15 protein-coding genes are annotated in these 17,520 nt (G+C 47.5%); all 15 read right to left on the bottom strand.

What is annotated here, in order from left to right:
• Positions 1–114: 114 nt before the first annotated feature.
• The 15 genes from ACYQ2N_RS18020 to trpB all read right to left on the bottom strand — a co-directional run bounded on the left by ACYQ2N_RS18020 (position 115) and on the right by trpB (position 17,490).
• Positions 115–390 (bottom strand): TIGR04076 family protein, encoded by a 276-nt coding sequence (locus ACYQ2N_RS18020; RefSeq protein WP_460000802.1) that lies wholly within the window; start codon positions 388–390, stop codon positions 115–117.
• Positions 391–620: 230 nt separating this feature from the next.
• Positions 621–1,916 carry a Glu/Leu/Phe/Val family dehydrogenase gene (locus ACYQ2N_RS18015; RefSeq protein WP_460000801.1) on the bottom strand — a complete coding sequence of 432 codons (1,296 nt, stop codon included), beginning with the start codon at positions 1,914–1,916 and terminating at the stop codon, positions 621–623.
• A 319-nt stretch (positions 1,917–2,235) separates the two neighbouring features.
• A complete protein-coding gene (locus ACYQ2N_RS18010; protein ID WP_460000800.1) occupies positions 2,236–2,952 on the bottom strand; it encodes an ABC transporter ATP-binding protein in 717 nt (238 codons plus the stop codon).
• On the bottom strand, positions 2,953–3,684 hold the full coding sequence (locus ACYQ2N_RS18005; protein WP_460000799.1) for an ABC transporter ATP-binding protein: 732 nt from the start codon (positions 3,682–3,684) through the stop codon (positions 2,953–2,955).
• A 26-nt stretch (positions 3,685–3,710) separates the two neighbouring features.
• Positions 3,711–4,697, bottom strand: a complete 987-nt coding sequence (locus ACYQ2N_RS18000) for a branched-chain amino acid ABC transporter permease (protein ID WP_460000798.1) — start codon at positions 4,695–4,697, stop codon at positions 3,711–3,713.
• A 16-nt stretch (positions 4,698–4,713) separates the two neighbouring features.
• Positions 4,714–5,586: a branched-chain amino acid ABC transporter permease gene (locus ACYQ2N_RS17995; protein WP_460000797.1), complete on the bottom strand. Its 873-nt coding sequence runs from the start codon at positions 5,584–5,586 to the stop codon at positions 4,714–4,716.
• 87 nt (positions 5,587–5,673) lie between these two features.
• On the bottom strand, positions 5,674–6,945 hold the full coding sequence (locus tag ACYQ2N_RS17990; protein WP_460000796.1) for an amino acid ABC transporter substrate-binding protein: 1,272 nt from the start codon (positions 6,943–6,945) through the stop codon (positions 5,674–5,676).
• Positions 6,946–7,109: 164 nt separating this feature from the next.
• Positions 7,110–8,858: a sigma-54 interaction domain-containing protein gene (locus ACYQ2N_RS17985; protein WP_460000795.1), complete on the bottom strand. Its 1,749-nt coding sequence runs from the start codon at positions 8,856–8,858 to the stop codon at positions 7,110–7,112.
• Between the two features lie 499 nt (positions 8,859–9,357).
• Complete coding sequence (gene aroA / locus ACYQ2N_RS17980; RefSeq protein WP_460000794.1) at positions 9,358–10,644, bottom strand: 3-phosphoshikimate 1-carboxyvinyltransferase; 1,287 nt, start codon at positions 10,642–10,644, stop codon at positions 9,358–9,360.
• A 96-nt stretch (positions 10,645–10,740) separates the two neighbouring features.
• Positions 10,741–11,643 (bottom strand): prephenate dehydrogenase, encoded by a 903-nt coding sequence (locus ACYQ2N_RS17975; protein WP_460000793.1) that lies wholly within the window; start codon positions 11,641–11,643, stop codon positions 10,741–10,743.
• Positions 11,643–12,671, bottom strand: a complete 1,029-nt coding sequence (gene aroF / locus ACYQ2N_RS17970) for a 3-deoxy-7-phosphoheptulonate synthase (RefSeq protein WP_460000792.1) — start codon at positions 12,669–12,671, stop codon at positions 11,643–11,645. The genes ACYQ2N_RS17975 and aroF (ACYQ2N_RS17970) overlap by 1 nt, the downstream gene beginning before the upstream one ends.
• A 294-nt stretch (positions 12,672–12,965) precedes the next feature.
• Complete coding sequence (gene hisC / locus ACYQ2N_RS17965; protein ID WP_460000791.1) at positions 12,966–14,063, bottom strand: histidinol-phosphate transaminase; 1,098 nt, start codon at positions 14,061–14,063, stop codon at positions 12,966–12,968.
• Positions 14,064–14,361: 298 nt separating this feature from the next.
• On the bottom strand, positions 14,362–15,189 hold the full coding sequence (aroF, locus tag ACYQ2N_RS17960; RefSeq protein WP_460000790.1) for a 3-deoxy-7-phosphoheptulonate synthase: 828 nt from the start codon (positions 15,187–15,189) through the stop codon (positions 14,362–14,364).
• Positions 15,190–15,451: 262 nt separating this feature from the next.
• A complete protein-coding gene (gene trpA, locus ACYQ2N_RS17955) occupies positions 15,452–16,270 on the bottom strand; it encodes a tryptophan synthase subunit alpha (protein WP_460000789.1) in 819 nt (272 codons plus the stop codon).
• Positions 16,267–17,490, bottom strand: coding sequence for a tryptophan synthase subunit beta (gene trpB, locus ACYQ2N_RS17950; RefSeq protein ID WP_460000788.1), 1,224 nt, complete (start codon positions 17,488–17,490; stop codon positions 16,267–16,269). The genes trpA and trpB overlap by 4 nt, the downstream gene beginning before the upstream one ends.
• Between the last annotated feature and the right edge of the window lie 30 nt (positions 17,491–17,520).

The raw sequence follows: 17,520 nt of genomic DNA, 5'->3' as shown, positions 1-17,520 counted from the left end.
AAAGGATGCAGGAACGCATTACGCTTTCGGCGTAAGCTCTGGATTCTTGCCCAAAAACCTTACCTAAGTGTCAATGACTCCATGCATCTTGTTAATGCATATTCACATTACTCTTTACTCCGAAAAAGGGATCAGCTTAAAGACTACCGGGGCACAATTATCCGGACATTGGGCAGTTACTTCTCCAGTGAAGCCTAGCGCTTCGGGAGAAACCCGCTTGCGCAGGGCGAAAACGAATGGGAATATCGCGGAGAGGGCAGTGACACAGACATTGCTTGAGGCTGCTTTGTCAATCAATGCACCGTCAATCATGATCACATCACCTTGTTGGTAATGCTTGCATTCGGATTTTACGACCTCGATTCTCACCTTTTGTTCTTCAAAACTCATAAGTCACGCTCCTTCTAATACTGTTAATCAGTATTTTGTGGGCGATGGCTAAGTGCCACTAAGACTTCCCCTTCTTAAGTGGGTCGCTTCACGCCGTCCCGATAGTCTGAGACTATCGCACTTGTTTGGCTCCAGCGACACTAGGCCCTCCATGGCCGTCGGAGATAAGTGGCACTAAGCCCCTGGATAAGTTCAACTAAACTTCAGATGGCATCTGAAGTAAGTTTCCTTTACTTTGCACTGATCCGGGTAGCTTCCTTAGACTGATGAGGCGTGCTGATCCAGCCACGCACTTCCATGGCTTCCGCTACTCTCTTAACAGCCAGCATATAGGCCGCTACCCTCATGCTCACGTCTTTGCGGGATTTATACAGGTCGTAAACGCTGTGAAAAGCTTGGCTCATGATATTACCGAGCTTTTCGTTCACTTCCTCAACCGACCAGTAATAACCCATGTTATTCTGAACCCATTCAAAATATGAAACAGTTACCCCTCCGGCATTAGCCAAGATATCCGGAACAAGCAGAATTCCTTTTTGCTCCAGGATTTTGTCAGCCTCAGGCGTAGTCGGACCGTTGGCGGCTTCCACCACAACGCGGGCCTTAATGTTATGGGCGTTCTTATCTGTGATCTGGTTCTCCAAAGCTGCGGGAATGAGGATATCGCACTCGAGTTCGAGCAATTCCCCATTGGTAACGGTCTTGGCTCCACGATAATTCACCACAGAGCCGGTCTCTGTAGCATGCTCTTGTACTTTATAAGGATTCAGCCCTTTGGAGTTGTAGATACCGCCTTTGACATCACTGATCCCAATTATCTTAGCTTTTTTGTCATAGAGTATCTTGGCCGTGTACCCACCTACATTGCCAAATCCTTGGACAACTACGGATACCCCTTCCAGATTAATATTTAGCTTCTTAACCAAATCCTCGATGACGAAAACTACACCTTGGGCTGTCGCTTGCGTCCTCCCTAACGAGCCACCGATGATCAGAGGCTTGCCTGTGATTACACCGAAAGAGTTATATTGTTTAATCATGCTGAATTCATCCATCATCCAGGACATAATCTGCGCATTCGTATTGACATCAGGAGCAGGGATATCTTTCTCCGGTCCGATAACCGGCGCAATTGCCTGGATATACGCCCGGCTCACTCGCTCAAGCTCCGCAGCAGACAATTCCTCCGGGTTGACAATAACCCCGCCCTTGGCACCGCCGTAAGGAATGCCGACAACTGCACACTTAAAGGTCATCCACATAGACAAAGCTTTAACTTCATCCATCGAAACATCCTGATGGAACCTCACACCGCCCTTAGCCGGTCCTAAGGCATCATTGTGCTGAACACGATACCCGGAGAAAACTCTGGTACTCCCATCATCCATCCTTACCGGGATTAAAACACTCAGGGAACGTTTCGGTTCCTTAAGAAGGTCATAAACACTAGCAGTAAGATGGAGCTTATCCACTGCCATTTTAATTTGTTCCTGGGCAATCACAAAGGAATTTAAACTGTCGGCCATTATCGACACCGCCTTTTCCAAAATATTTTATACAAATATAATGCAAAAGACGTGCCAACCTGGCTTAAAAACGTGAAACCTGCACTACAGGCTGTTCTCAGGGCAAAGGCCCACCACTTTCTCTAAAGCCATCATGCATCTTAACATTATTACCCCTTTTGCGGTAATTCCTACATCCCGCACACAGCCTACACTAAGACTTCAATGTATAATGTATTCAGAACTTATTTAATGCTATAATGCATTTTAAGCTTGTGAGCTTAAGCAAAGACCCTACCCCAGCAGCATGCTCTTAGCGGGTAGGTGAGTGGATATCTTCTCAGTGCCCCCCCAGGTAAGCAGCCTTAACTTCAGGGTCGTTCACTAGCTCGCTGGCTTTGCCAATTTTTGTTACCCGGCCTGTTTCCATAATATATGCACGGTTGGCAGTTCGCAAGGCAGTCATTGCATTTTGTTCAACTAGCAGGATCGTTTTTCCTAATTGGTTGATCTTTTTAATAACAGCAAAGATCTCTTGCACAATCAAGGGCGCTAATCCCATAGAAGGTTCATCCAGGAGGAGGGTATCTGCTCCGGTCATCAGAGCCCGTCCAATTGCCAGCATCTGCTGTTCCCCGCCGGAGAGACTCCCGGCAGCCTGTTTTTTGCGTTCAGCCAGACGTGGGAACTGCTGAAAGACTTCATTAAGATCTTCTTTGATTTTCTCATTGTCTTTCCTGTTATAAGTCGCTACGATAAGATTTTCTTCTACTGTCAGTTTGGTAAATACACCCCGTCCTTCCGGCACAAGGGATAAACCGCGGCGGGCTATCAAGTGGGATGGGGAATTCGTAATATCATTATTGTTTAACCTGATTTTTCCGGCACTCGGACGCACAACTCCCGAGATTGCTCTCAAGGTGCTTGACTTACCGGCACCGTTAGCTCCGATGATCGTCACGATCTCCCCTTGTTCAACGTAGAACGATATACCTTGTAAAGCTCGGATCACACCGTATGTTACTTCTAAGTTTTCTACTTCCAGTACTTTTGTCACTTACCCCACCTCCGCTTCGCCAAGGTATGCCTTGATCACAACCGGGTTATTCTGTATTTCTGTAATAGTCCCTTCGGCAATTTCCTGGCCAAAATTCATAACCGAAACATACTCACACAAACCTTCAACCAACCTCATCTGGTGTTCGATTAAAATGATCGTTACATCAAACTGTGCTTTAGCTTCCTTAATTAAATCAACCAAGGACAAAACTTCTTTGGGGTTCATACCTGCGGCAGGTTCATCCAGAAGCAAAAGTTTGGGGTTAGTAGCCAGCGCGCGGGCGATTTCTAATTTCCGCTGCATACCATAGGGTAAGTTACCAGCCTTTTCATGGCTGCGGCCATCTAAGTTAAACAACTTCAGGAGGTTATTAATTTTTTTATTTTCATCTTTGTCTTTGTTGGAGTTACGATGGTACAACTGCCCAACATGAATGTTTTCCGTGACGGTAAGCTCATTAAACAGACGAAGGTTTTGGAACGTGCGGGCAACGCCCAGCCGCGAAATCTCATGTGGTTTCTTGCCCACAAGGCTGGTATTATCCAAGAGAATTTTCCCGGCTGTCGGGCGGTAAATGCCGGTAATTAGGTTGAACAGCGTTGTCTTGCCTGCCCCATTTGCTCCAATCACGCCGTAGATCATATTTGGTTTCACCTTGATATTGAGGTCAGATATCGCCTTGAGCCCGCCAAAATAATGGTTTAACTCCTTAATCTCAAGTAAATTCATGTTTTTTTCTGCCTCCTTTGCCGTGACTAGTTACTGGAATTAAATTTTTGCCTCTTTGAACGAGATAATAAGCGGGCAAAGGGGCCGCCATCTTTTGGCTTGAGTAAGCTTATTAAACCTTCCGGCAGGAAGAGAATGACCAGACAGATAGCTAAACCTAGAATAACCAGATACACTGAACTGTCACCCCATGCTACCCACATAATTCTGTTTGCGATATACAGAACAATTGCGCCGACAACCGGTCCAAAGAGAGTACCAATTCCGCCGAGCAATACCATAATTACCATTTGATCGGCAATTTGCGCACCCAACACACTATCGGGGTGAATATATGTGATCCAGTAAGCATACGCTCCTCCGACTAAACCGGCCAACATCGAGCTCAGAGCAAAAACTTGATTCTTAATTGAGACGATGTTAAGACCCAGAGTTTTGGCAGCAGTTTCTTCTTCGCGTACTGCTCTGACTTTTAAGCCAAAATCGCTTTTTTCAAACAGAAAATAACTAACTAAGAAAACAAGGATAGCCAATCCCAGCATAATAAAATAGAAGAAATTTTCATTCAACACAGCCGGTAAACGCAGTCCATCCGGCCCACCGGTGACATCAAGAACCAGAACAAGCTGCCGAATCATCTCAGCAAAGGCCCAAGTTCCGATTGCAAAGTAAGAACCGCTTAGGCGTAAAGTTGGATACCCTACTACTGCTGCAAAGATATAGGTAGCTATTCCCGCCAAAATGAGAGCCACGAAGAAGGGCATGTCCAATTTACTCATCAGCAACCCCGTAACATAAGCACCAACCCCGAAGGATGCGCCGTGGCCGAAACTAATATAGCCCATGTAACCCCCAAGCATATTCCAGCTTAAGGCCAGACCCACCCACATCATCACTCCGGTCAGAATCCGTAGTTGAAAAGAAGAAAGTACAAACGGCACGATCCCAAGAATAACCAGAGTTAAGACTATGAAGATTTTGTTTACTGTGCTCATTGTTTTAATGTTAGGCAAATGAACCTTCTCCTTTCTACCAGCCCTTGCCAAGAACCCCTTTGGGGAAGAAAATCAAGATCAAATACAGAATAAAGAAAAGAATGAGGAAAACCAGTTCGCCGCTTAGATACACGGTTACAAAACTTGAGATTAAACCAAGTAAGAGTTCTGCAACAATCGCTCCGGAAAAAGAACCCATTCCTCCGGCCACAACGACAAAAAAAGCAAAGATCGTGTAACGAAGACCCATGTCCGGAAAGACGGAGAAGATCGAACCGATGAAGATTCCGGACATACCGGTAAGCCCGGCATAAATGGCGTAAACCAAACGGGCAATACGCTTACCGTCAATCCCCATAAGTCCGGCAACCGTCTTGTTCTCAGCAGCCGCGCGAATAGCGATACCGGTTTTGGTCTTATAGAGAAAGTAAGCAAACACCAAGGTCACAATAATTGAGAAGACGGTCGCACCGGCTCTGATAGCCGGAACCGTGATCCCAAACAGCGACACATTTTTTTCCGACAGAAAAGTAACAAGGTTTCGGTTGTTAAACCCCCAAAAAGTTAAAGCAGCACCTCTGAAAAAGGTGGAAAGTCCGAAAGTAAAGGCCAAGGCCATAAGAGCCGCACTGCGGTGTTTAATGTTAACCACTTTCTGAATGACCGGTTGGAACAAATATCCCACCAAGGTAAAGAACAAGAATACAACCGGAATCAAAACAAGAGGGTCAATCCCAAAAAATTTGTTAATCCAAAATGCCGTAAAAGCTCCAAGCATAATCCACTCGCCCACAGCAAAGTCAACGATGTCCATAACCCCGTAAGCAATGGTAAAACCAACAGCAATTGTAATAAAAATTCCGCCAATCAGTATTCCATTAACTAATGTCTGGATTAATAATTCCATTCGCTTCAACCTTTCCCGGCAACTGAGGGAACCGGGAAGCCCCGGTCCCTCAGACGCTGCATTAGTTTGTACAATTAGTAGATCAGCTTAACGGGCATTAAAGGCAGGCGCAGGATAGACTAAGTCTTTGGCTTTGAGCTCTTTCGGACCAACAACAACCTGTTCGCCTTTAACCATTTGAATGGTGAGCGCCTTCAAACCCACATTGTCGTGATACCAGTTGCCCTCGGTAGCAAATTTGATTGGCCCAAACATAGTTTGAATGTCGACTTGCTCCAAGGCCTTGGCCAGCTCCGCACGTTTTTCTTCAGAGAGAGGAGGTACCGCATTGATTTTGGCCAAGGCGGCACTGAATGCTTCGCCCGTGGCAGCAGAACCAGCCTCCGTATAATCGGGAACAACACCCGACTTGGCTTTAGCAGCTTCGACGTATTGTTGAGTCGTCCCGAAGAGGTCGTCTTTTAACTTCAAGTCTGGAGTCCAGACCGCGGCACCGTAGACATAATCAGCATCCTTACCAAGGTTCTTGGTGAAGTCGGGATCGGTAATTCCGTAATGCATCAAGAATGCCTTAGGCATAAAACCAAGCGATTTGGCTGTTTTAATAACTTCCATATGTTCTTTCTCGTGTCCGCCCACAGCCAAGATGTCTGGGTTCAGACTCTTAATAGCGCTGATCAAAGGAGTGAAATCAGTTCCGGCAGGCACAATATCATATTTAACCACTTGGAGACCGTTTTTCTCGGCACTGGCTTTAACTGACTCTGCAACTGCTTTAGAAAATGTATCATTAACTCCGATAATCGCAATAGATTTTGGCGCTTCTTTAGTATCCTTTACCATGGTATCAAGTGCTGTACCGATTGTTAAATCAACAGCTGGAATGGTGCCGAATGTATAGACAAATTTCTGTTTCCAGACCAGCGGAGATTCAGCAGATCCAGTGATCATCGGTACTTTGTATTTCTCAAGAATAGGTGCTACTGCCATGGTAACGCCGCTGGTATATGGTCCCAGGATAAAGTCCACTTTTTCTGAAGTAATCATACGTTCAACTGCATCCGCACCGGCGGTGGGATCACTTTGGTCATCGGCGTAAACCAGCTTCACTTTATAGCTCTTGTCCCCGACCTTGATTCCGCCTTTAGCGTTGACGGTTTCTTCCCACAAGGCATAACCACGTTTGGTAAGGTTGCCCCCTAAAACTTCCGCACCGGATAAAGAGGTAATAACACCAACTTTGTAATAGTCGCGGGCTTCAGCCTGCGCATTGCCACCGCCGCAGCCTGCCAGGGAAAACATCAATCCAACTACAGTTAATAAGGCTAAAAATTTTTTGATTGGCTGTTTTTTGAACATTCGATTCCCTCCTTAATCTTTAGAATTTTGGAAATTATCTTATGGATAAAAAGGTAATTGCTTGTCATCACTCCTTTCTCAATTAGCGAAGGTAATTCATGAGCTATTTATTATTGGCATAGAATTTGTTCCAGCCAAAGCAAGCGCCTTTAATTTCAACGGCTTTACTCTGAATCACTCAGCAGCAAAGTATTTTCTCCCTTTTCTTTGAGGATGCCGTAGCGGTGCATTTTCCTCACTACTGTAGACTGATTAACCTCTAAGGCTTCAGCCATGCGGTAAGTGTTTCTGTACCGTGCCAGCGCCTTGGCAAGTAACTGCCTTTCTAACTCTTCAGTTGCGTTCTTTAATGAACAGATATCGAGCACGAAAACTCTTTCCGAGCTTCCGTCTGCATGCAGGATATAGTCAGGCAAGTGCACAGGAAGAACTTCGTGCGCATCAACTGTTACCACTAAGCGTTCAATTAAGTTTTCCAGTTCTCTGACATTGCCCGGCCAATTGTAGTTTACCAACAAATCCTTCGTGTCCGAGGAAACTTTCTTGCGCAGTTCATATTTGTCTGAAAAGGCCTGCAAAAAGTGCTCAATCAGTACGGGAATGTCTTCTTTGCGATGACGCAGCGGGGGAATGATCAAAGGGACTACATTGAGCCGGTAGTAAAGGTCTTCGCGGAACTTTCTTTCTTTAATTAATCTTTGGATATTGCGGTTAGTGGCGGCGATAATACGGGCATTTACTTCGATATATTCACTGCCTCCGACCCGCATCATTCTTTTTTCTTGGATAACATGCAAAAGTTTCACCTGAAGGTTGAGAGGGAGCTCGCTAATTTCGTCAAGGAACACTGTGCCCCCATTTGCTAGTTCCATTAATCCTTTCTTGCCTTCTTTTTTGGCACCGGTGAATGCTCCCGCATCATAACCGAAGAGTTCGGATTCAATTAAGTTTTCCGGAATTGCGCCACAGTTAATGGTGATAAAAGGCTTCTCACTTCTTCGGCTAATTTGGTGAATCTTAGAAGCTATTACCCCCTTACCGACACCGGATTCCCCTTCAATCAAAACCGTAGAATCCACACCGGCCACCTTTTCCGCCAAATCGAGAATGTGTTGCATGGTGGGACTTTTCGTGATAATCTCAGTCGATTGAATCTTTTCCTTGCGCAACTTGGCAATCTCCGAGCGATAATTGTCCATCAGTTTTTCGGTCTCTTCCAGGCGCTGGCGCAGGTTGCTCAGTTCTGTGATATCACGGGAGTTCGTGACAATCCTAATAATTTCACCTTTTTCATCAAAAACCGGGTTGCCTGTTACGATAAGCTTCTGACCTCTCTTAGTTGTTTGCACAGAAGTAACACGTTTCCCGGTCTTAAGCACTTGGGGGGTAATACTCGGGGTGAACAAACCCTGTTCTTCAAGCTCACTCACGTGGTGGCCCACGATCTCTTCGGCTTTAACACCATAAAATCGTTCCCCGGCTTTATTAACTCGAAGCGTTGTTCCCTGACCGTCAGTAACGTAGATTTCATCGTAAGACGAATTAAAGATAGCCTCTAATTCGCGGTTGAGTTCCTTGGTTATTTCTAATTCCTGAGCAACTGCATCCAGGTCGGTTATATCCTGAAAAGATGTGACAACCCCGCTTAATTTTTCCCCTTCAAAGACAGGTTTATGGTTGAAAATTAGAATTCGGCCGCCAATATCTACTTTGTCATTAAGTACAGCTTCATTGGTTTCCAAGACCTGCAGCATAGCAGAATCAGGAAGGAGTTCCCTTGCTTTTTCTCCCATTACATTTCCGTTAATACCAAGGAGTTCTCTCGCAGTCTTATTACAGGCGATGATATAACCAAAAGCGTCTATCATCATCACTCCATGATGCATTTCCTGAAAACCATCTTCAAAATGCATGCACTCTGCACCTCCACCCATCTAAAAATAATAGCAACTTCCATGCCAAAACACTTTAATATGTTAATCCGGGCTATTGTCATATTTATTAGGAAATTGGGTATTTTTTGATTTGTAATAAAAATGCATTTTAACATCAACAAAAGATGCTTTATCGAATGTTTGTAAAATTTCCTTAGAAAATACAGCATTCTTGGCAAAATGTATTTATGCATCGTCTCCATGCTATTGGACATTATTATCGCATATTTAAAGTATCCTTACAAGAGTGATTTTTCATATTGTAAAAAATATTCTATATCTTTGTTTAATATGTCGAAATAAAAATATAAATAGATTCTTAAGTCGAAGCGCATGATGCGCACCGACCTCATTAACCTGAGAGCAGGAGCAATAATTTTGATTCGATTTGCGCGCATCTTAGGTTATATTATGGCCTAATAAAAAACGCCTTCAAAGGCGTTAGGACAGAAAACATTGATTTCCACAAAAATCTTGGTTAATAGGCAACCGCCTGTAAATCTTCCAAAAAACTTGGGTAGGACACTGCAGCTGCCTCCATTCCTTCCACGCCAACCCCTTCTTGAGAAACCATTCCGGCAACCGCCCAGGCCATGGCTAAACGATGGTCTCCGTGGCTTTGTGCCTGGCCGCCCCTAAAAGTAGTCTGGCCTTTAATACGGAAGCCATCCGGTAATTCTTCGATCTGAGCGCCAAGTGCGCTTAGCCCGGTCACAACCGTGCGAATCCTATCACTTTCTTTAACGCGCAATTCGTGCGCATCGCGTACGACTGTCTCTCCTTCAGCCAAACAGGCGGCTACGGCAAACACCGGCAGTTCATCAATCAAGCGCGGAATGATGTCCCCGCTGATTTCCACTCCGTGCAAAAAAGCCGGTCGAACGATCAAGGTTGCCCGTGGTTCCCCACTGACTTCCATCGCATCTCTTTCCTCAATATCTGCGCCCATCAGGCGCAAGGCCTCAAGAATCCCGGTGCGGGTAGGATTTACACCCACATCCCGGATTATTAGCTCTCCGCTTTTCACTAAACTAGCCAGCACAAGCAAGAAAGCAGCCGAAGAAATGTCGCCGGGAACAGAAACTTCTTGCCCCTTAAGCCGCCTGCCATTTCTAACTCTTACCTGCGGTCCCTCAGCCACAATGTCGGCACCAAAAGCTTTAAGCATTCTTTCCGTATGGTCGCGGGACAGAGCAGGCTCGATGATAGTCGTCTCTCCCTTGGCTCTCAATCCCGCAAGAATAAGCGCAGATTTAACCTGGGCTGAAGCCACCTCAGTACGGAACTCACTTCCTTGTAAAGTTCCGCCTTGGATCGTCAAGGGAGCAAAATTCCCTGCTTGACGTCCCAAAATTCTTGCGCCCATGTCCCGCAGGGGATCAGTGACCCGGCGCATGGGACGGCGGCGGATAGATGGATCTCCGGTGAAGGTCGAGGCAAAGGGACTCCCGGCCAGTACTCCGAGCAACAGACGCATGGTTGTGCCCGAATTCCCTACGTCAAGAACGTCCTGGGGCTCCACCCATGATTCCATTCCCTGACCACGCACCCACACTTCATTGCCCTCCTGCTCCCATTCTACCCCAAGACCCCTAAGGCACCTTAGCGTGCTCAAACAATCTTCCCCGAGCAAAAAATCAGTAATATGGGTTTCCCCCTCGGCCATCCCCCCGAACAATGCCGCCCTGTGGGAAACAGACTTGTCCCCGGGTACCCGCAGTTCACCCCTGATCCCGGAGACAGGCTTAATGAACACTCCATCCACTTAAAGGCCACCCCTTTTCAACTGCCAGTTCACCTAATTATATTACCCCCGAGAATCCTACAGCGTGCGCTATTTTCTAGCGAATTCCTTCAGACCTTACCTGTTAAGCTGCTCCATACTCCTTCGCACTTCGTGCGCTTGCCGGAAAGCATCTGCAATTCCCTCGCCATCCCCTTGCCGCACATATTCGCTTAGCTCTGCCAGCTTCCCCTGCCATAGCTCAAGCCCTTGCAACACGGCAGGAGCATTTTTTACCAGGATCTCCCGCCACATCTCCGGCGAACTGTCAGCAATCCTGGTGATTTCCCGAAAACTTCTTCCGGCCAATTGCAAAGCCGAAGAGTCTTTTGCGGAAAAATCTTTAGCAGCCAGCGCGAGGGCCACAGCCAAGAGATGTGGGATATGACTTACCAGGGCGACTTCCGAATCGTGTTGGGAAGGTTCGCGCAAAATCACCTTCGCCCCAAAACTTCCAAGAAGTGAGCTCAAAGCTTCAGTAACTGCTTGCGGACAATCCGCTCCAGGAGTTAAAACATAAGGAAATCCCCGAAAAAGCATGGGATCAGCGACTTCAAAACCGGACTTTTCCGATCCGGTCATGGGGTGACCGCCCACGAAGAAAGCCCCTTGTTCCCTAAACTCTCCTGCCCGCTCACAAATATTCATTTTCAAACTTCCGACATCTGTGACGATAGCCCCACTGCTTATTCTATCTCTAAATTCAGATATATTATCAATCAAATTAGGGAGAGGTAAAGCGACCACAACCAAATCGAATTCAAGATACTTAGGGATTTCTCTCACACCTTGGCTGATCCATCCTTTGTCAAGGGCTCCACGCAGGCTCGACTCTTCCCGATCAACTGCTATAACCTCCCAACCCTGTTGATGCAGGGCTCCTGCCCAGGAGCCCCCGATCAATCCAAGGCCGATAACACAGGCGCGCGGCTTGGCCTCATCCCGCCAACCCGCTGACAGAAGGTGCATCTGGGCCTGCATTACCCTTCAACCCCCTTCAAAGGTCGGTCTAAGGCAGCACTGAGGCGTGCCAGATCTTCCATCATCAACTTAAAGTTAGGAGGGGTCAAAGACTGCTTGCCGTCAGAGACAGCCTTATCCGGCTGCGGATGAACTTCTACGATCAGACCGTCCGCTCCGGCAGCCAAAGCGGCTTTCGCCATAGGCTGCACGAGCTGCCAGCGACCGGTTCCATGGCTGGGGTCGACGATTACCGGAAGATGGGACAGAGCATGCAAAGCCGGAACCATGCTCAGATCAAGAGTATTTCGGGTGTAGGTTTCAAAGGTACGGATACCACGCTCACAAAACATAACATTATAATTGCCGCCGTCCATTAAATATTCCGCAGCCATCATCCACTCTTCTAAGGTTGCGGACGGCCCCCGCTTAAGCAACACCGGTTTATTCACTTTGGCCACTTCTTTTAGCAGGAAGAAATTTTGCATGTTGCGCGCTCCAATTTGCAGGACATCAGCATAGGCAGCAACCAACTGTACATCGCGTACATCCACCACTTCCGTTATAATCAATAACCCTGTCTCTTCACGCGCTTCCGCCAGATAGCGCAACCCTTCTTCTTCTAATCCCTGAAAAGAATAAGGGGAAGTGCGCGGCTTAAAAGCTCCTCCCCGCAAGAAAGTAGCCCCTGCTTCTTTAACTGCATGCGCAGTTTCTAAAAGCTGCGAACGGCTTTCCACCGCACACGGACCGGCCATCACATGAACCTCAGACCCTCCGATCTCATGATGTCCAATCTTAATTGTACTGTCAGCAGGCTGGAACTCCCGGCTCACCAGTTTATACGGCGCTAAAATAGGCACAACTTTTTCAACCCAAGGCAGGGCTTCCAGGTCAAGACTCTGCAACCTCGTCCGGTCCCCGACCGCGCCGATAATAGTCTTCTCTACTCCCTGAGAGAGGTGAACTTTAAAACCCTCTTCCGTCAACCTTGTCGTAATTTCTTGAACTTCAGTTTCTCCTGATCCGCGTTTTAGTACAATAATCATTTCTCTTTTCCTCCTTCTACCATCCTACTTTATCAGAGATCAGAATTAATCTCTAAGCTATTTATGAGAAGTGCTACACCTCTGTTCTGATAACCAATACCGACCTTAAATTACAGCTAGCCTGATCCTATATGCTTTGGTTATTAGATATAGTTTTGTTATATTATCCTGTTTCTATTAATCTAGCTTAATTTCTTGGGTTTAGCATCTACAATTCACTCTTAAAGCTTTTTCCTGTTGTCACCTACCGACCTACTGAGCGTTACAATCAAGCTTTTTGCGTTCTAACCCAAATTATTTGCCATAACGCTTCTTTAAGAAGTCCAAAAGCTTATCATTTTCTTCTCTGGTACCTATCGTAATCCTAATCCCGTCCGGGTAGCCGAAGATGTTGCCCGGGCGCACGATGATTCCTGCCTTTAACAGGTCATCTCCCAGTTTCGTGCCATCTTCCGGAAAGAAAGCCATAATAAAATTTGTATGAGCCGGAAACACCCTGGCACCCAACTCACTTAAGTCTGCAATCAAACGCTCCCGTTCTGCACGGTTCTTGGTCACAATGTCATTCAAGTATTGCCGATCCTGCCACGCCGCTAAAGCACCTGCTAAAGCCGGTACACTCGCATTAAAGGGGTCGCGCACCCTGCTTAACCCGTTAATCAGTTCCGGATGCGACACTGCAAATCCGACCCGCAAACCGGCCAGACCAAAGGCCTTGGAAAAAGTACGCAGGACTATCACCGGCTTATTCTCACTTAAAAAAGAGATCCCGGAAAAAGGAATGTCAGAGAATTCAAGATAAGCTTCATCAAAAATCACAAGGACATTTGCCGGCACCTTGGCCATAAAGGAACGCAGTTCCTCCTCTGTCAGAGCTGTGCCGGTTGGATTATTCGGGTTGCAGATAAACACAGCCTTGGTCTTTGACGTGATTTTTTCCGCGATCTGCTGCAAAGGATAGTCCCCGTTTACGCAGGGTAGTTCCACCGGAATTGCTCCCAGAATGCGCGCGACCGAGGCATAACGGGGAAAGCTGGGTTTGCCCATCAGAATTTCCTCACCTGGCCGGAAAAAAGCCTGGGCCAGCATTTGAATGATTTGGTCAGAACCATTCCCGATTAAAAAATGCTCACGCGTAAGCTGAAACGATTCAGCCAAAACGCTCGTAAGCTCGTACGCGGCAGCATCCGGGTAACGATGAATCTCGTTTAAGGATTCTTTCATCGCTGCCACTGCGCGCGGGGATGGTCCCCATGGGTTCTCGTTCGAGGCCAGCTTAATCACTTCAGTCAGCCCCAGCTCGCGCTTCACTTCATCAATGGGCTTACCCGGCACATAAAAAGGAAGATCGCGCACTTCTTCCCTTACAAAGTTCCGGTAATTTTGAGCCATATACTCCTCTCCCTCCTTAATTTACAACTAAGCTAAAAGTGACATATTAAAAGCCAAAAAGCACCCTGAATAAGAGGGTGCTCAAAGCCGGCCACTCCCATCCTACCGATCCTACTAAAAAATCATTCGGAATTAAATCTTCACATGAGCAAAGCAAACCTCAAAAAACCTATCTCCGTCCTACTGCCTTCCAAATAGGAAGACCCTACCTACAAAACTTTTAATTATTTTACCATACTTATTAGATCAGAAACAATTCTCAAGGAAATTTTTTTCTAATAGGTCACTACGCAGAATTTTATAGGTTAGCAAAAACCTTGCGCCCGACTGCCCGTGCTACTGGGTTCAGAGTTTGCATCAGCTCACCGAAATGCTTGAAATTCAAGGATTGGGGTCCGTCACTCATAGCCTCGGCAGGTTGGGGATGGACTTCAATCATCAAGCCGTCCGCTCCCGCAGCAACCCCCGCTAACGCTACCGGGGCCACCAGTGACCATCTGCCTGTGCCGTGGCTGGGATCAAGAACTACCGGAAGATGAGACAGCTCTTTCATCGCCGGAATCGCGGTAATATCAACTGTATTGCGCGTGTAATTCTCGAAAGTTCTAATTCCGCGTTCGCAGAGTACAACCTGGTCGTTGCCTTCTGCCAGAATATATTCCGCAGCATAGATCCATTCCTCAAGTGTGGCAGCCAGACCCCGTTTGAGAAAGACCGGATGGCGGGATCGCCCCACTTCGCTTAAAAGCGTAAAGTTCTGCATGTTGCGCGACCCTATTTGGATCATATCAGCCACATCTGCTACCCGTTCAATATCGCGTACATCCATGACCTCAGTAACGACAGGAAGCCCTGTCTCTTTTTTTACTTCAGCCAATATTTTGAGCCCTGATTCTCCCTTGCCGCGGAAGGAATAGGGAGATGTTCTGGGTTTATAAGCACCCCCGCGCAAAACTGCTCCACCCAGACGTTTCACCTCGTGCGCGGTCGTGAGTAATTGCTCATAGTTTTCGATTGCACACGGTCCAGCAATGACGAGTACTTGAGGTCCGCCGAAAACAGCGTTTCCGACCTGAACTAGGGTGGTTCCCTCTTTTTCCTCATGTCGGCGGGCGATTAATTGCACCAGGCTTCCCTTCCTTCTCACACATTAATTACTCTAAAACGTATTTTACCGCTTGCAGGCGGGAGTGTAAATGTTTGATTCGTCTAACGAAAGTTTAACTTGGGCTACCATTTATCATAGTTGTTTCCGAAGACGTCAATCGTTATTAAAGCAAAACAATTTAGCACACAGAAGTTCCTCTAATAGACTATTTCCATATTTTGCATGAGGTTCATGCAAGCACTGGTTTATAGTAAATACCACGTCAGCAAAAACGTTGAGCTTATACCCCTGCTTTAAGGCTCTGCACCCATTTAAAAATCTCTTGTTCTCTCTCTTTCATGGTATTTAGATCGATCCCCTCTGCATCAAGGGTAGCCAAACGGTCGACTAAAGCGCTGCCAACCACCACTCCATCTACAAATGGGGCCAAGCGTCGCACCTGCTCAGGGGTGCGAATCCCAAAACCAACGCAGAGAGGAAGCTTCAGCTGTCTGAGATCTTTAAGAAAATCCAGGACTGTTGCCGGAATCTCCACTTCCCCGCCCGTAATCCCGTTGCGCGAGAGGACATAAGCAAAACCTTTCTCCTCTGCAGTCAGGGCTTCAATATCTTCACGTTCACTGGTCTGGGCAATCATTGGAATAAACACCAAGCGCCCTCCCACCAATTCAGCGGTCAAGGCGCGCAAGCCCTTGCTCTCGCGCCACGGCAAATCAGGGATAATGAGCCCGTCCACTCCCGCAGCGACTGCATCTTCGACAAACCTCTCCCACCCGTATTGGAGCAGGGGGTTAAGATAACCCATCAGCAACAGCGGCGTAGCGTGAGACTCGCGAAAAGTGCGCACGATTTCCAAGGTCTTGGTTAAATTCATCCCTCCAGCCAAAGCTCTTTCAGCCGCTGCCTGAATCACTGGCCCGTCAGCCATCGGGTCGCTGAAAGGTATTCCTAATTCAATGACATCTACCCCGCTCTCAGCCAAGCCGCTTAACCTGCGCACGCTTGTTTCCATGTCAGGGTCTCCGGCCATCACGTACATAATCAGACGATTCATTCCTACTGCCGGCTCGGAAAAGGCACGGTTTAACCTCTCACTCATGATTTGCCCCTCCCTTCCAGATACGCGGCCAAAGTTTCCACATCTTTATCCCCGCGCCCGGATAAATTGACCACAATCACTTGATCTGCCGGGAGTTCAGGCGCAAGCTTGGCCGCGTAAGCCACGGCATGGGCGCTTTCAAGAGCCGGTAAAATTCCTTCCGTGCGCGCCAAAAGCTCACAGGCATCGACCGCTTCTTCATCGGAAATGCGCACATACTCGGCCCGCCCTGTTTCTTGCAAATAACTGTGTTCCGGCCCTACCCCCGGATAGTCAAGCCCGGCTGAAACAGAATGGGTCATGGTAATCTGCCCGTCTTCATCCTGGAGCAGATAACTATAGGCACCGTGCAAAACGCCCGGCTGACCCAGAGATAAGGTCGCGGCATTGTCCCCACTCCCATCCCCTTTGCCCCCTGCTTCTACCCCAATAAGACGCACCTCCGCATCCTCGATAAAAGGATGGAAAAATCCAATTGCATTGCTTCCTCCCCCTACACACGCGACCAATGCATCCGGAAGCCGTCCCATTGTAGCTAAGGCCTGAGCACGGGTTTCTTCTCCGATAACCCGCTGAAAGTCGCGTACTATAGTTGGATAAGGGTGTGGCCCGGCCGCCGTACCAAAACAATAGAAGGTATCTTCAACATTGGTTACCCAGTCGCGCAAAGCCTCATTGATCGCATCCTTAAGCGTACGCGAGCCTAAAGTTACTGGGCGCACTTCTGCTCCCAGCAGGCGCATGCGCAGAACATTCAGGTGCTGGCGGCGGACGTCTTCCTCCCCCATATAAACAACACAGGATAGTCCAAACAGGGCACAGGCCGTAGCCGTAGCCACTCCGTGCTGGCCGGCCCCGGTTTCTGCGATCACTCTGGTCTTACCCATTCTTTTAGCTAAGAGGACCTGGCCTAAGGTATTGTTGATTTTATGCGCTCCCGTGTGGTTCAAATCCTCACGTTTAAGAAAAATTCGCGCTCCTCCCAGAGCCTCAGACAAGCGAGTAGCTTCATACAACAAAGATGGGCGGCCGACATATTTTAACAAAAGATCCCGGAGTTCCGTGCGGAAGCCATCATCTTCCTGAGCTTCGCGGTAAGCCTGTTCTAATTCACGCAGAGCAGGCACCAGCGTTTCCGGCACATATGCTCCACCAAAAGGACCATAACGACCCGGGGCTTCGCTATGACCCAATAAATCATGAACTTTTGTGCTGATCATTTTCCCCATCTCCTAACTCGGTTGCCCTGA

The organism is Paradesulfitobacterium aromaticivorans (genome assembly GCF_054657415.1).
This window is presented reverse-complemented; position numbering and strand designations above follow the sequence as displayed.

Excerpts from the sequence above, each read along its gene's own strand:
- ACYQ2N_RS18020 (WP_460000802.1), bottom strand. The coding sequence starts at position 390 with ATGAGTTTTGAAGAACAAAAGGTGAGAATCGAGGTCGTAAAATCCGAA.
- ACYQ2N_RS18015 (WP_460000801.1), bottom strand. The coding sequence starts at position 1,916 with ATGGCCGACAGTTTAAATTCCTTTGTGATTGCCCAGGAACAAATTAAA.
- ACYQ2N_RS18005 (WP_460000799.1), bottom strand. The coding sequence starts at position 3,684 with ATGAATTTACTTGAGATTAAGGAGTTAAACCATTATTTTGGCGGGCTC.
- ACYQ2N_RS17995 (WP_460000797.1), bottom strand. The coding sequence starts at position 5,586 with ATGGAATTATTAATCCAGACATTAGTTAATGGAATACTGATTGGCGGA.
- ACYQ2N_RS17990 (WP_460000796.1), bottom strand. The coding sequence starts at position 6,945 with ATGTTCAAAAAACAGCCAATCAAAAAATTTTTAGCCTTATTAACTGTA.
- ACYQ2N_RS17985 (WP_460000795.1), bottom strand. The coding sequence starts at position 8,858 with ATGCATTTTGAAGATGGTTTTCAGGAAATGCATCATGGAGTGATGATG.
- ACYQ2N_RS17975 (WP_460000793.1), bottom strand. The coding sequence starts at position 11,643 with ATGCAGGCCCAGATGCACCTTCTGTCAGCGGGTTGGCGGGATGAGGCC.
- aroF (WP_460000792.1), bottom strand. The coding sequence starts at position 12,671 with ATGATTATTGTACTAAAACGCGGATCAGGAGAAACTGAAGTTCAAGAA.
- hisC (WP_460000791.1), bottom strand. The coding sequence starts at position 14,063 with ATGGCTCAAAATTACCGGAACTTTGTAAGGGAAGAAGTGCGCGATCTT.
- trpA (WP_460000789.1), bottom strand. The coding sequence starts at position 16,270 with ATGAGTGAGAGGTTAAACCGTGCCTTTTCCGAGCCGGCAGTAGGAATG.
- trpB (WP_460000788.1), bottom strand. The coding sequence starts at position 17,490 with ATGATCAGCACAAAAGTTCATGATTTATTGGGTCATAGCGAAGCCCCG.